Origin of the sequence: Mesorhizobium ciceri WSM4083, assembly GCF_000519305.1 — a bacterium.
In the GTDB taxonomy this organism is placed as follows: Bacteria; Pseudomonadota; Alphaproteobacteria; order Rhizobiales; family Rhizobiaceae; genus Mesorhizobium; species Mesorhizobium ciceri_B.
Window position 1 is genome coordinate 53,112 of sequence record NZ_JAFG01000013.1, and the last position, 14,737, is coordinate 67,848.

A 14,737-nucleotide genomic window follows, 5' to 3' on the forward strand; every position below is an offset into this window, starting at 1 on the left:
GGGTGCCCAATCCCTCCCACGCTTGCTTTTTAGTGCTTACAACATTATTGTTGTAAACATGATTCCTGCCCTCGTCCCATTGCCCGGCTCTCCGTGGACCGTTCTGCCCCCCGGGGTGCACGCGGCGAGTTTGAAAGACGTGGCGGTTGCTTTCGCAACGAATGCCTGGCGGCGTGAGCTTTTCGAGGGCCTCGTTCTCGCCTCTGGCAGGTTGCGATTGGCTGGATGTCCGGCGATCTATCTCGACGGCAGCTATGTGACCGGCAAGCCGAGGCCCGGCGACTTCGATGCATGCTGGGACCCTACCGGGGTCGATCCGGCCAAGCTTGATCCCGTGTTCCTGGAATTTGCGAACGGTCGGGCAGCGCAGAAGGCGGCATTCATGGGCGAGTTCTTTCCGTCCTCAATGATGTGCGTGGATGTCGGGCAGGCATTCGTCGATTTTTTCCAACTGGATCGTTTCACAGGAAAACAGAAAGGGATCGTCTCCATTCCGCTTTCGGCCGATCCACTTCTCTCCGGGAAGGTGCAGCCATGATTTACAGCGACAAACAGTATGGCGTATCGAGTGCGCAACTAGCGAAGTTGCAAGACGCGCTTGCTGCTGCGAAGGCGCGCGCATCGGATCAGGCGTGGCTCAAACAGGCGGAGATCGATGGGCTCGAAAGCCAAATCGCCGATATCGAGGCCGAGCTTGCCGAATTCGATCTGTTGAAATCCGGCCAAGTCTCGTTCTCGAAAACCTATGCGCTGGAAGAATTGCCGCGCGTGCTGGTGCAGGCGCGAATTGCCTCCGGCATGAGTCAGACGGACCTCGCCGAAAAACTTGGCATGAAGCCGCAACAGGTGCAGCGCTACGAGGCGACCGACTACATGGGCGCAAGCCTTGGTCGGCTGATCGAGATTTCGAAGGCGCTCGGTGTGAAGGCGTCAGGAAGTTTTGAGGGACCGAAGCAGGCCGGCGGATCGGTGTTCGCGTGGGGCGATGCCGACGATATCGTCTGGGGTCAGCTTCCCTACAAGGAGATGATCAAACGCAAGTGGTTTGATCTGCCGCGTGGCGCAAACCCGATTAAGCGCGTGAAGGAATATTTCCTGCACGCGGCCGGACCGCAATTTGCGACGGCGTTTCACCGCAAGAAGATGCGCAGCGGGAACGTGCCGAACGAATATGCGCTACTCGCGTGGCAGGCGCGCATTCTGGAGCGGGCGCGTAGCAAGATTGAAGCAGAAGAGATCGGAGCCTTCGAACTCGATGACCGGTGGCTGCCAGAGTTGGTGCGTCTCACGAAACGGAAGGACGGGCCAAAGCGTGCCCGCGATCTGTTGGCCGACAAGGGCATCGTGCTTATCGTCGAACGGCACCTCTCGGGATCGTATCTCGACGGCGCAGCCATGCTTGCTGACGGCGATACGCCGGTTGTGGGCCTTACGCTGCGATACGACCGACTGGATAATTTCTGGTTCGTGCTAATGCACGAGCTCGGTCACGTCTTCCTGCATCTCTTCGACGGTTTGCGCTTCGACTTCTTCGACGAGGAAGGCGGCAATGACGGTGATGCGATCGAGGCGGAGGCCGACAAATTCGCGCTCGACGCGCTGATACCGGAAGCATTGTGGGATCAGTGTCTGTCCCGCTTCGCCCTGTCGGAAGAGGCGGTGAAGATCGACGCGGAGACGATCGGCATCGATCCGAGCATCATCGCGGGGCGCATCAGGAAAGAGCGAGGCAACTACACCATCCTGAACGATTTGGTTGGTCGGGATCAGGTGCGCTCGCAGCTAGAGGAGGCGAGCGATGATCTTGACTGAGGATATGTATGTTCCGGCGCTGCGATGGCGTCAGGGCGAATACCAGGCGCTTGCCCGCCTTGCCGCCGCCGCCAAGGACCGTACCGTTCCCTATGTCACCATTCCGGAAGTCGAATTCGATTTCGAGTTGTGGCAGCCGAAGAAGACGGTTCAGGAGCACGTCCATCCGTTTGCGGCCCGCTTCAATGCCAAGTGGGGGCAGCGGCCCGCGTGGGTTGGCGTGCATCCAACCATTTCCGGCAAACCGATGGGGGACGGCCGCGACATCTTCACATACGTGTTCGAAGCCCTGCGGGAATTCCAGGCGAATGCGATGCCGGCCGTTCACCTCGATGCCTCCCCACCCATGGTCGCATCCGTTGCAGGGATCGTTGCGGCCGATGGCCTTGGAGCGGCCATCGCGGTCCGGCTGGAGGACCTGATGAAGCCGGATGCGCGCACGCGCATCGAGGCTTTGACCGCGTCGCTCGCTTTATCCTTCGACGAAGTTGACCTCGTTATCGATCTCGGTGCACCGAATTTTGAGCCCTACAATGCTTTCGCAGGCGCGCTTATTGCGGCCATGCAAAAGCTTGGTGACCTGCATGCCTTCCGCAATTTCGTCGTCATCGGTACGGCGATTCCGGAGACGTTCAAGGATGTTGCCAAGGGTGCCGACCAGCTCCCGCGCCATGACTGGCTCTTCTATCAAACGCTACTCGGCAAGTTGCCTCCCGGCATGCGGCAGCCCAATTTCGGCGACTACACAATCGTCCATCCGGAATTCGCGCCGGTGGACATGCGCAAGATCAAGTCGGCCGGCAAGCTCGTCTATACGACGTCGACGGCGTGGGAGGTCCGCAAAGGCGGGGCATTCCGAGACCATCCGGAGCAGATGCACGACCACTGTGATTCGATCGTGGCGTCCGGCAAGTTCAGCGGAGCGGGTTTCTCAAGCGGCGATGACTACATCGCCAAATGTGCGGCGCGGACGGCGAAGCCCAGCAATCAGCCCTGGTGGAAGTTCGTTACGATCAACCACCACATCACGCATGTGCTGGACGATCTCTCCACGTCTGGCGCTGCACCATGAAAGCGCGGATGGAGGCGGTGATCTCACGAAGCGTCATGGTCTCGCAAAGTATCTCGTAAAGCTGTCTTCTCGGCCGTCGCAGGTCCTTCGGCGCATATCCGGCCTGGCCCAGGAGTTCGATGACTTCATCCCGCCAGAGAAGATGCGCCATCATGACCGGATCGATGTCGGGGTTGGCGACGGAGTTTCGCAACACATGGAAGCTGACACCGCCCCTTGGTCCCTGCTCGGCCGCGATCACGCCGCACCATTCGGGAGCGTGACTCATGATGCTTGCGACATGCTTCGGCGCGGCCACGAGTGTGAGCTTTTGTAGCGTCTGGCGGTAGATATCTATCTGCGTAGCGAACCGGTCTAGGCTGTCCTTGGCGCTCTTGATTTCATAGCCGTGGATGCAGCCGTTGATGACGGCGACATCGATGCGGCTTCGGGCGTGCGCGAGGCCAAGTTCGTCGATCACGAGCGTATCGGGATGAGATTTGGCGTGTCGCAATCGTTTGGCGTGTAGCGCAGAGCGAATGTCTGCGTCTGTCGTTCCCAACTTTGTCATGGCTGGCATTGTTATCCTCCAGCTTATGTTCTGCCGGAGGTTATGCTCCAAGCCAAGGTGGCATTCTGACTCACCTGACATTTCTCAAGCGTGTCACCGGCAATGTCCGCTTCTGGTCGTCGGAAAGCCAGCTGGAACGACCGAATCCGTCGCGCATACCAGACATTCGGCATCTGCTCCCCCTCGCGTTGCTCGTCTCATGCCTTCCACATCGTCGATCGGAGAACAGCCTGCATATGCTCTGCGAGGTCGAGTTCACCGCGCGCCTCAATCTCTAAAAGATATCGGGCCTTGGCCAGGCGATCCCCTTCCCCAACGGCGGCATAGCTGCAGACGGCGACCAGCGCCCTCTCCTCCGCCCGGCTGGCTCTGTCGCCACCGCCGATGTCATGCAGGGCTTTGCCGAACGCAGCATAAGCTGTCTTGTGCGCCTCAATCAGCGCTCGCAGATTATTGGACGGTCCTTGGTCTCGACCCTGCGGCTCTGTACCATGCGCCGCCACCGCCACCGCCAGCGTCGACGCGACTGCGCTGCCCGCGTGCAAGAGCAGGGCGCGGCGACTGATCTTAGACGTGGCAAACTCTCCCATTTCCTTCGATGGCGATAGGACCCTAACGCGATGGTTTGCGCATTCGTGTCAGGATTGACAGACCCTATGGCAGCGGCCATCCGGTGCGGGCGATGCGCAGCGCCCGCATCTCGGACGGTATGCCGCGCTGCCGGCAACCTTCGATTTAGACTCAGACTGTCGCGACTGGTCGCTTTCATCAGGACCGTCAAGCCGATGCATCCGCAGTGCTGAGGATGGCGCCAGCCGACAAGCCAGCGCTGGCAGCCGTGCCGACCGCCATCGCAAGCCACAAAGCCAGTTCGACGAGATTCTGACGTTTAGGATCCACCAACTCAGCTGCTCGCTGGCCGGATCGTTCAGCGAGTCGTAGCAGGGGTGTGACGAGCCAATCCTTGAAGAGGCGCTCGACGTGGTCGCGATAACGCAGGCGCCTTTTCTGCGCCTCGGGTCGTCCAAGGTGAAGCGGACGCGTCAACCTTGTGATGAAGTCGAGCCTTTGCCAGTGGCGAGCTGGCAGGCGGCATCGATCACCAGCTTGCCTGGCGGCGCTTGGACCCGACTCATCATCACGCTGAGAGCCTGTTATGCTGACCCAACGTTTGATCGCAGTCTTGATCGATACGAGAAGCTTGTGATGGATGCAACTGAACAAGGCGCTGCTCCCACAGTCGTCGCAGCTCCTCCATCAGAGCTTCACACTGAGCCTTATGCAGCTTAAATGCATCCAGGAGATCCTCCACCACGGCTTCGCCCTCAATCCGCATCAGCAGATCGAACAAGTCGTGTGAGATTCGCACACTGTCACTGCTGGAATGGTTCGCACGGATCTCGCAGACAGTCTCCTGACGATCCCGCGCTGTGTAAGCACGAGCCTGATGGAGGGACACATAGGGCGGCAATGAAACCGCAAGCGCAGTCCAATCCTGCAGCGTTGCTGCCCGCTTTTTCACCAGGAAGGGCCCGACCACAAGTCCATCCAGCTCTGTCGTCAAAAATGTGGCAATCGCGTCTGCAACCGAATCCACGATCGGTTCGGCGTTGTTGTTAAAGGACGTGTTCAGCAGAATTGGGGTGCCTGTCCGCTGCTTGAACGCGTTGATGACGTCCCAGTAAGCGGGATTGGCGTTGCGCGATACCGTTTGCAGGCGAGCCGTACCGTCGACGTGGGTAATGGCGCCGAGCAAGGCGCGCTTTGAGTCACGCACGCGAACAACGAAGTTCATGAATGGAAATTCGTGTTTACCGTCCGGGAGGTCGAAGAATTCGCTGGCATGCTCTTCCAGCACAGATGGCGCGAACGGCCGATAGCCTTCGCGCTTCTTGACCATCGCATTGATCCGGTCCTTGTTTGCGGCGGGCCGAGGGTCGGCCAGAATGCTGCGGTTGCCCAGGGCACGCGGCCCAAACTCCGAACGACCCTGCACCCAGCCGATCACGGCGCCCTCGGCGATCCAGTCGGCTGCACTGCTTGCCACGTCATCAGAGCGTTCAAACTCGATATGTCTGGCCCATGTATTCAGTTCCTGTTGCACGGCGAGCTCGCTCCCTAGATCAGGACCCCAATAGACCTGTTGCAGCCGCTCACGCGGCGCGGGGCAGCCCATCTCGTTGGAGACTATGAGCGCAGCGCCCAAGGCGCAGCCAGCGTCGTGAGACGCGGGCTGCACGAAGATGTCCTCGAAAAGCCCTGAATACAGCAGCTTGCCGTTCATCGTGCAGTTGTGGGCAACCCCGCCAGCCAGGCACAGCCGCTTCATACCGGTGGCCTCGCGGTGATGCCGCAGAATGTGGAACACGATCCGCTCAAGAGCTTCCTGCAGTGACGCACTCACATCTCGATGCTGCTGGGAGAAGGGCATTCCCTTTCGCCTGACCTGGATGTAGCGGAGCAACGCCGGACCGATGCGGTCGAGGTGAACACGATAGCCACCGTCGTGGGCGGAGAGCTCGTAGAACTGCTGGAAGAGATCGCGATAGGGAGCGGGATCCCCGTAGGGGGCGAGTCCCATTACCTTGTATTCGTCGAATAAGCCGTAGCCGAGATAGCGAATCGTCTCGAGATAAAACAGCCCAAGAGAGTTGTTCTCAGGGAAAGTCTCGAGTTGCGTAACGTTTGTGCCAGACCCGACCGCCACGAGGCCTGACAGGAAATCGCCGGAGCCATCAATCGCCAGGATAAGGCTTTCCTCGAAGCCCGACATTGCAAACGCGCTGACGGCATGCGCCTGATGATGACTTACGAACGAAATCCGCGAACTGTCGAATTTAGTGCCGAACTCACGCGCCAGCAGATCCTGTAGCAAGGGTTTCGCACCCAGCGGAGTGGGCTGGGAAGCGGAGACACCTTCAAGCATGGCGTTGGCAAACGGCTCGCTGGCGTAGACCGCGACACAATCAATGTCGCTGAGCTGAACCCCCGCCGCTGAGAGACAGTATTGAATCGAACGAATTGGCAGCTTGTTGGAGTGTTTGATCCGGTTGAGGCGTTCCTCTTCTACGGCGGCTATCACCTGTCCGTCTCGGACGAGCACCGCGGCGCCATCGTGCATGAAAGCATTCGCAAGCTCGAATCGGCTTTCATGGACTTGGTCAAGTCCGCCGCTAATTCCCAGACACAGCATTTCTATCTCCACATCGTGACGGGCAAGCCAGATCGGCCTGCCTCGGATCGTTTCCATCTAAATGGGCCATCGGTGCGCGTGAGGTGCCTGTGTCCATGCAAGATTTCGGATGAGTGATGAAATCGTTTGTTTCGATCAAAAGCATTCACGACATGGATAGCTGCCGGGGATGCGCTTCAAATGACCGGCGATTAATCTCTCTCTTTGCATGGCGACTTGGTCTGACAAGTCTGCCAATCTTTACGAAGCGAACGCATGAAGGCGCTAGAAGCGAGAGCGGCGACGAAGGAACTGAGTTCCAAATCGTGCGTATGGAAATGTGATGCGCGATGCCTTTGGGCCATGCGCGAACAGCCCTTCTAACCAGCATTTTGGAAAGTGCGCAGCCTCACCGCTGATGCCATTAACCAGCGCGATTTTTCTCGCTAAAGCTGGAACGCAGGGAAGGAAACGCGGACCAAGTTCCTGCTCGGGTTACGACCTGTAGTGTTTGGCTGTCAGGTGCGACCGTATACGTCCTCAAGCCGCACGATGTCATCTTCGTCGAGGTAGTCGCCGCTCTGCACCTCAATCATCACAAGGCCGATGCTACCCGGGTTCTCGAGCCGGTGTTTGTGGCCGCATGGGATGTAGGTCGACTGGTCGGTGGTCAGGAACAGTTCCTGGTCGCCGTTGATGATCTTCGCGGTGCCGCTCACCACGACCCAGTGCTCGGAGCGGTGGTAGTGCATCTGAAGGCTCAAGCGCCCGCCTGGCTTCACCTCGATGCGCTTGATCTTGAAGCGCTCGCCTTCCTCCAGGACCGTGTAGGTACCCCAGGGCCGGTGCACCGTGTTGTGTAGCAAGTGCGCCTTGTGTCCCGCCGCCTTTAGTCCTTCGAAGAGCTTCTTGACGTCTTGGACGCGATCGCGGGATGCAACAAGCAATGCATCCGGGGAATCCACGATCACCAGGTCGCTGATGCCGACCGTGCCGATGACCCGCTTATCCGCGCTTATGTAACTGCCCACGGTGTCCACCACGTGGACATCGCCGCGAATCCTGTTGCCGCTCCCGTCAGCAGCGACCAGTTCGGCCATCGCATTCCAAGACCCAATGTCGTTCCACCCCATTTCGCAGGGGACCACAGCGAGATTGTGGGTTTTTTCCATTACGGCACGGTCGAGCGAAATACGCGGCGCCCGGACGAAGTGCTCGGACGAGAGTTCGATGGTAGCAAAGCAGTCGCGATCAACGATTGCGGCGTTCTCGTAGCTGCCGAGAACGGCATCGATGACCTCCGGGCAATGCAAGGCCATTTCGTCGAGCATGAGCTGCGCCTTGAAGCAGAAGATGCCGGCGTTCCAGAAGAAGCGTTTGGAGGCGACGTAGGATTTGGCAGTCTCGATGTCCGGTTTCTCGACAAACCGGACGACTTCCTCACCGTCGGCCTCGATATAGCCGAACGCCGTGTCCGGTCTGTCAGGCGTTATGCCCAGGGTTGCGATGCGCCCGCAGTGCGCGTGTTCGATGGCCCGGCTCATGGCGGTTTGAAATGCCGACAGATCGCCAATCATATGGTCGGCAGGAAAAACGCATAGGATCGCATCAGGACCTTGTGTTCCCTCGGCATGAATCGTTGCCGCAGCGACGGCGGCAGCAGTATCACGACCCTCCGGCTCAAGCAGAAAGGTGCGCGGCAAAAGAACGGAATCGAGCTCGTCGAAATCGTCTTTCATGAGGAGAAGGTGTCCAGTCGAGGCCACCGCAACAAACTCGACGACGTCCTGCATCGACTCCGCACGCAGCACGGTATGCTGGATGAGCGAACGCCCATCCGTCACCTTGAGGAAAGGTTTGGGGTGTGATTGCCTTGAGGCAGGCCACAAACGCGAGCCGGCTCCCCCGCCGATGATGACCGGAACCACTTTCATCAGATGACCTCCATTTCGTCGGCAAGCGAGAATGCCTGCGCCCTTTTCAGCGTCAGGGAGACGATCGCCATCGCCCTTCTTTCATTCGCAGCCTCCGAGTAGCAGCGCAGTTCCGGGGCGTTGCCGGAAGGCCGCACATGCACGATCTCGCCGGTAAGCATCTGCGCTCTCAGGCCATCGGTTTCGTCGACTTCAACAACTGTCCCGAGGGGAGCAAGAAAGCGCTGTAGCGTGGCCCGGCTTTCCAGGCGATCCATCAATCTGCGCGAACACTGGGTGGGGAAGTTTTGAAGGCGTTCACTCGCGCATACAGGAAGCTTCCAAAGCCCGCGCAGTCGCGACAGCTTCATGTTTGTGGACGCCATGGTGCTGAGGACGGCCAGGATCGGGAGGAATGAGTCCCGCGTCGGCAGCGCGGTCAATGTCTTTCCGTTCACTATGCAGTCCGACCCTAGCAGAACACCGCCATTGGCCTCAAAACCGACAACGATGCTGCCGGCACGCTGCGCCGCTTGCATGGCTTCAATGACAAACGGAGACCCGACCTTCGTCCTCAGGACCTCGAAACCGAAAGCGTGCGAAATTCCCGAGTTGGAGGTCACCGGCGTCACGATTGTGTCCGCCTTCAAGAACATAGCAGTGGCGAGCCCAACCAGGTCGCCGCGAAACAGATCGCCTCTCTCGTCCGCGATAAGAGGCCGATCGGCGTCCGCATCCGTCGACACGATGGCGTCGAGACCGAATCCGCGGACCCATTTCTTTAATCTTGCAATTGTCGCTGCGTCCACGGCTTCCGTATCGACAGGCAGGAAGCTTTCGGTTTTCCCGAGGGCGACCACGCTGGCACCGAGCGATCGAAGAACCTCTACCAACAGTTCCGCCGCGACCGAACTGTGCTCGTAGACACCAAGTCTCATACCGGAAAGGGATTCCGGCTCCAGCATATCAATGGCGCGCTCTCGATAGGCGGCGATCGCTTCTTCATGGCGCCCAGGCGATGACGTTCCCACAGGGCCCGGTGGCAAGCGATAGGCATTTGATCTTTCGGCTACGAAGCGCGTGATCGCGGCCTCATCGGCCTTGCTGATTTCACCATTCGGGCCATAGAATTTGATGCCGTTGCGATCGGCTGGAATGTGCGATCCGGTGACCATAAGGGCCGCCGCACCGTATCTGCGCGCATATAGTGCCAGGGCAGGCGTGGGTATGGCGCCGCAATCGACCGGCTGGAAGCCGTTTGCCGCCAACCCCGCCACGCAATTGTTGACTATGGCCTGACTGCTGTCACGGAGATCGCGCCCTATGAAGACCGACCTATTCGGCTGAATCCAGCTCGAAACCAGACGCCACGCGAACGCTTCGGCATAAAGTCCACTGGCCTGGCCCACCAATTCCGAAGCCAAACCTCGAACGCCGCTTGACCCGAATTTCATGATTTCGCTTTGCTGGTGAGTGGCACGCTCATCTGATGATCATGGCAGTTGAGTCGATCGGTCACTGCCTGTCGGGGGTTCGCTATGCCGCATCATGACAGGTCGGTAAATTTGATTGTTTGGATGGAATGCATCCATGGCATGGATGGTGTCCAGGAAGCTGTCGCGGTCAGGCGCGGCACAATCCTGCGAGATCGTGTCCTTGGGAGTGGATGCTATGGGGCGAGCGGCGAGAGTGTGGCATCCTTCGCTGTCTCAACCACCATCAGAAGGAGGCGTCCCATGTCGCAATCTTTTGTCGAGAGCCGGACCCTCCGACGCGGTGGACGACGGTGACACAAAGGAGGCGAACCACTGCTCCGGGGAGATTTTCAACTATCTGAGGAGCAACCAGCACGGCCGGAGAGTCGTGGATGAACTGGGCCATTACAAATCTTGGAGCAGTTCTGCCGGACAGCCGCCTTGGCGAAGGGTACGCGGGATGAGGCTGGAAAGATGATCGATAGAATCCAAACGGCACGACAGCGCCGCCACGGAGTTTAAGGTGTGCACACTACAGATCCCCTGCGGCGCAAGGAATCTGCCAGGCCTGTATTCCAGGTTGGTGGCGGTTGCTCGCGTAAACTTGAGCTGCTCTCGAAGTGCTCGTCTATCTGATCGAAGCGGGTGCCAATGCCCTCGAAAGGCTGGCCTCACCGCGGCCGTAAGTCGCCGGATTGTAATTGACGAGGGTGTCGGTCCTCGCGGTATCCAGCAACTGATTTCTGACCTGCGTCGGCGTTGCCGATGTGAACTTGCTGCCAACGATGGCAGCATAGCCCGAAACCACAGGGGCCGCTTGAGACGTGCCGTGTAGGCCAGTCTTGTCACTCTCGACACCCACGGTCAGGAACTGGTTCTGCACCTCCGGGTCTGAGCCGGCATAATTCGAATATGTGGCCAGCTCTGCCTTCCTCCCCGGAGTGCCATTGTGGTCGAGCGCACCCACAAATATTGCCGATGGCATCCCGATCAGGCTGACAGCTAGTACATCGATATTCCCTTGGATCGGGGTACCTATTGCGATGCCATCGTTGCCGGCGCTCTTTGTGACGACGGCAGCACCCGACCGGGCCGCATCGACAATCGACCGCTCGAGCGGGTACTGGCTCAGTGGCTCCATAAGTTCGTAGCTCAGATTAATGACATTGAGGTCGTCCTGCAGCCTGATCGAAGAATTGTCCAAATAGTCACGCTTGAACATGTTTGCACCAGGGGCCACCATGCCGGCACTTTCAGCGACCCATTCCCCGTGCCGCTGCATCTGCGTGCCGTGGCCGAGATCTCCCTCAAATCGGTTCTCTATCGTGAAGTCATCTACGACAGTTATCGATACGCCAGAACCGGTATAGCCTGCCGCCCACGCTTCACCAATATCCGGGCTCATCCAGCAAAACGTGCCGTCGGCGTTTTGTGGGCAGCGCGAGCTACTGCTTTCCGCGGCTGGAGTACCGGTCGTTCCTTTGCCGCTGACACCGGCATCGAGATCACCCGCGAAACCGGGTGCTGCCGACAGGCACGCTACAAGACCGAGAACGAAACCCACCGGGAACAATTGTGCTTTGGACATCTAAACCTCCTGTCTAATTGTTCTTCATCAACGAACTTACGGCCTGGCCTTTTACCATCGCTAAAATTCACCCCTGAACCGAAGGTCGAGTTTCCATCGGCTTGGCTCGAGGTTTGTCATGTATTTCAACGTATCCGAGGGCCGCAGTTGCGAGGCCGCCAGACGGCAATTCACTGCATGGACGCCGCCGACGGGGCCATAGTCAGCAATGCAAGGTCGTTCCGTCAGGTCCCCGCCCAAGATCGAACTGACGGTGAGAGAAAGTGTCGTGGACGGTGTCGGCCGTCTTTGCAGAATAAAGCCGAGTTTCACACTTGGGTCGATTCGGACCTTTTCGGCACGCTGGCCGGTGCTGGCGCCCCACAGGAGACCGAAATCGTCCGACAGCTGCGTCAACATTTCAAATCGCATGTCGGTCCAGCTGCTATGGTACCACTCGTCGAAAGACACCGGGGTGCCATCCGACAGCTCGTATCCGCCTTCTCCCAGACGTTTGGCGGCGGCAGTTAGCTCCGAACCCTGGTAAATGCCGACAAGGCTGGTCTCCTGTCCGTTCGCAGCCATCGCGGTGACGAAGAATGCCACGACGAACAGGCCAAAACCCGCCGCCAGCCGTATGCACATCTGCAACTCCCATTGTTGGAGCCGCCAGTAAATTATGTACGATCGACAGTCTCGCCACATCTTCAAATCCTTCGGAGGTCCAATCCGCAGACACATGGCCGCCAGCGGACAGCGTGTTCACCTGCAACAAATTAGTGATCTCCAGTCCTTTGAATTTTGTCGATCCATCTCTTTGCTCTTCCTGGCAAGCAACTCCCGCCCCCTCTCAAGGGAATGCAGCAAAATTCATGCCTATGGAGAGGATGGCGCCAATGAAGGCGGTGTATATCTGCTTCCAGCGGCTTATCCAAAACCTGCAAGACGTCGGCCAACCAAGGCTGTGTCGTCAAACCGCCAAAGCCGACACAATTGTCGGATATCGCCGAGCACGCTGAGCCCGAACCCACCAAGAGCTTGCGCACAGGAACGCTCCCATCGCGCTCCGGCAAACGATTGGCTCGACTCGTACTGCCAGGGCTGACTTTCTTTGCTGCAACGCACGACGCCCATGGTCCTCGTACCACCCCAAGGCGAAGTGGCTTGTCGCCGCGCTTTTTCCAGGTCTCAAGCGCTAGCTCGGGCAGGAACCGTGCGAGGATGAGCTGGGCTATGATCAGCGCCGCCATGGCTTGCCCTGCAAGGCTCCGGTCTCGGAAAGTTGTTTGTGGAGTTTTGAACTCAGAGGATGACAGGTTCTCCGTGGAAGCGCCGGCGCGATGGCGGCGAAACGCCGAAGCCGACTTCCATCATCAGCCGTGGACTTCGCGCCGGCACCGTAGCCGTATGGAAGCCGAAGGGATCCTCGACGAACCCGAAACCGGCTCCGCCGGTGAGCGTGATGGGGTTCTGCTCGCCGTAAACGCTTAGAACCTCTTTGGCCGGACGGCCGAGGAGACAGCTCAATTGGTGCTTTAGGGGGCGGCGGTTGTGGCTGCCCCGGACAAAGACATGCGGGCCCGTGCTGCCATCGACAGGCGTCACATAGAAGAAGAATTTCAGCATGCGCCAGTCGTCGAGGTTGAAATGATACTTGTCAGGCGAGGCAAAATTCTTGTCGAGATGCGAAACAGCAGCACTCGGAAAATTCCACCAGACGCGCGTTGTGGCCAGTTTCGCCTGTCCGCCGAGATAATGCGCGGCAATATCCAAAAGCAGTGGATCGCCCTGTATGGCGAGTACGGCGCTACAGCCGAGGACGCGCTCGAAATAGTGGCCGCTGAGCAACGCTCGGCCGAACCGAGCCTCAGCTTCCGCACGCTCGGTCGGCATGAATTCGAGACGGCGATCGAAGTTGCCGAAACAAGGCGTGCACCGGGCGAAGGCGGCGATGTCCTCATGGATTACCGTTGGCAGGACGAGCCCGGAAAAAATCCCATCCGACCGCAGCGCGCAGACAATGTCCTGGCGGCTGGCCCCGGCAAACATGGTGTTCCGAGATCTCTGCGACACTCGGACCGGCTTTGCACAACGCCAGTGCATTCTTCGGGCAGGCATGGTGCGGGCGAGCACGAACATCGCCGGCCAGACCGGATTGTCGCGAATATGCGACAGACAGGTCGGAATGCGCCTGGCGATGCGGTACAGCATCGTGCCGTCTCGCATGATTGCATCGAGGGTCGCAGCGCTTGGTTTGCCGGAGCTCGTAGGAATCATCGGGGCCTTAGGTATGAATGCATCATCAACGAAACATGGATTGTCACCCTTCGTCATTTTGCCCAGGCGCAATTTCCGCACCGAACGGACACCGAGGAATTGCCGGCCCACGCGGTGCGGGCGATTGACTGGCATGACCGCAAGCTTCCGCGCCGGCCAGAAGCCTATGCGCTCGCCCGTCAGGCTCATGCGCAGACGAGCGTTCTTCACGGCCTGGATATCCCGTAATCGGCGCTATGCCGATGTTCCGAGTACCGGTTTCCACAATACCGGCCCGTTCAGGCGTCCCCTCCAGCGCACTCGCAAAAGGCTGGCGTGAGAAATCTCGAGAAAGCCGGCCACCGCTTCCGTGTTGCCGACGGTCCTGGGCCGTCCGATGCGCGACAAGGGCCAGGTTGCCAGGCGAAGGATTCGTTCCATGCGGATGTCGGTTACCGTCACGATCCCGGTCAACTTGCTGGCCAAGCCGAACTCGATCATGCCGGCGAACAGCTCGTAGGTTGCTTGAGCCAGCCCACCCGCGGCTTTCGGCGCTGATGGAGGGAAATCAAGCGCGAAACGACTGCTCTCCCATATGTCGGGAGCCGAAGGGACAACCTCACCGTCAAGAAGCGTCGGGAATGTATCGCGCAACATTGTGGGTCCGGTGCTGGGCAAGAGGCGGACGCAACCGTGAATTCGCCAATCGGCTCCCTTGAGCAGCAGATAGACAGGTCCCAAGGCGTCAAATGCGTCTGTTTCCATTTCGTCTTCGGTCTGAACGTCCCAATCGAGCCTTTCCTTGAAAACCCGATATCTGAGCCCGTGCATCTCTTTGAGTTCGCCCGCGAACTCGCCGTGGCGGTCCGGCGTTATCAGCTGCATCATTCGTCCTCTCCGTGCGGGATGTGTTTCCGCAA

The 14,737-nt window shown here is 59.0% G+C and carries 12 protein-coding genes; 3 read left to right on the forward strand and 9 right to left on the reverse strand.

Annotation, left to right across the window (positions count from 1 at the left end):
- The first annotated feature begins 58 nt into the window (after positions 1-58).
- The 3 genes from MESCI2_RS0122400 to MESCI2_RS0122410 are packed head-to-tail and all read left to right on the forward strand — an operon-like array spanning position 59 to position 2,884.
- Complete coding sequence (locus MESCI2_RS0122400) at positions 59-538, forward strand: DUF6932 family protein (RefSeq protein WP_050596633.1); 480 nt, start codon at positions 59-61, stop codon at positions 536-538.
- Positions 535-1,812, forward strand: a complete 1,278-nt coding sequence (locus MESCI2_RS0122405) for an XRE family transcriptional regulator (protein ID WP_027038518.1) — start codon at positions 535-537, stop codon at positions 1,810-1,812. Before MESCI2_RS0122400 ends, MESCI2_RS0122405 begins: the two co-directional genes overlap by 4 nt.
- Positions 1,813-1,816: 4 nt before the next feature.
- Positions 1,817-2,884 carry a beta family protein gene (locus MESCI2_RS0122410; RefSeq protein ID WP_032901192.1) on the forward strand — a complete coding sequence of 356 codons (1,068 nt, stop codon included), beginning with the start codon at positions 1,817-1,819 and terminating at the stop codon, positions 2,882-2,884.
- On the opposite strand, the gene MESCI2_RS0122415 is transcribed toward MESCI2_RS0122410, so the two are convergent.
- The 9 genes from MESCI2_RS0122415 to MESCI2_RS0122455 form a co-directional block, all read right to left on the reverse strand.
- The gene (locus tag MESCI2_RS0122415; RefSeq protein ID WP_027038520.1) at positions 2,838-3,443 is read right to left on the reverse strand and encodes a sce7726 family protein; all 606 of its coding nucleotides are present in this window, start codon (positions 3,441-3,443) and stop codon (positions 2,838-2,840) included. The genes MESCI2_RS0122410 and MESCI2_RS0122415 overlap by 47 nt on opposite strands.
- Before the next feature lie 188 nt (positions 3,444-3,631).
- Positions 3,632-4,024, reverse strand: a complete 393-nt coding sequence (locus tag MESCI2_RS0122420; RefSeq protein WP_027038521.1) for a hypothetical protein — start codon at positions 4,022-4,024, stop codon at positions 3,632-3,634.
- A 548-nt stretch (positions 4,025-4,572) separates the two neighbouring features.
- Positions 4,573-6,627 carry a carbamoyltransferase family protein gene (locus tag MESCI2_RS0122425; RefSeq protein WP_027038522.1) on the reverse strand — a complete coding sequence of 685 codons (2,055 nt, stop codon included), beginning with the start codon at positions 6,625-6,627 and terminating at the stop codon, positions 4,573-4,575.
- Positions 6,628-7,124: 497 nt separating this feature from the next.
- A complete protein-coding gene (locus MESCI2_RS0122430) occupies positions 7,125-8,540 on the reverse strand; it encodes a mannose-1-phosphate guanylyltransferase/mannose-6-phosphate isomerase (protein WP_027038523.1) in 1,416 nt (471 codons plus the stop codon).
- Complete coding sequence (locus MESCI2_RS0122435; protein WP_027038524.1) at positions 8,540-9,973, reverse strand: phosphomannomutase; 1,434 nt, start codon at positions 9,971-9,973, stop codon at positions 8,540-8,542. The genes MESCI2_RS0122430 and MESCI2_RS0122435 overlap by 1 nt, the downstream gene beginning before the upstream one ends.
- Positions 9,974-10,622: 649 nt before the next feature.
- Entirely contained in the window at positions 10,623-11,582 is a 960-nt protein-coding gene (locus MESCI2_RS1000000138530; RefSeq protein WP_027038525.1) for a S8/S53 family peptidase, read from the reverse strand.
- Between the two features lie 60 nt (positions 11,583-11,642).
- Positions 11,643-12,206: a hypothetical protein gene (locus tag MESCI2_RS0122445; protein ID WP_027038526.1), complete on the reverse strand. Its 564-nt coding sequence runs from the start codon at positions 12,204-12,206 to the stop codon at positions 11,643-11,645.
- A 657-nt stretch (positions 12,207-12,863) separates the two neighbouring features.
- Complete coding sequence (locus tag MESCI2_RS0122450) at positions 12,864-13,838, reverse strand: hypothetical protein (RefSeq protein ID WP_027038527.1); 975 nt, start codon at positions 13,836-13,838, stop codon at positions 12,864-12,866.
- A 234-nt stretch (positions 13,839-14,072) separates the two neighbouring features.
- Entirely contained in the window at positions 14,073-14,705 is a 633-nt protein-coding gene (locus tag MESCI2_RS0122455) for an acyl-homoserine-lactone synthase (RefSeq protein WP_027038528.1), read from the reverse strand.
- Positions 14,706-14,737 lie beyond the last annotated feature (32 nt).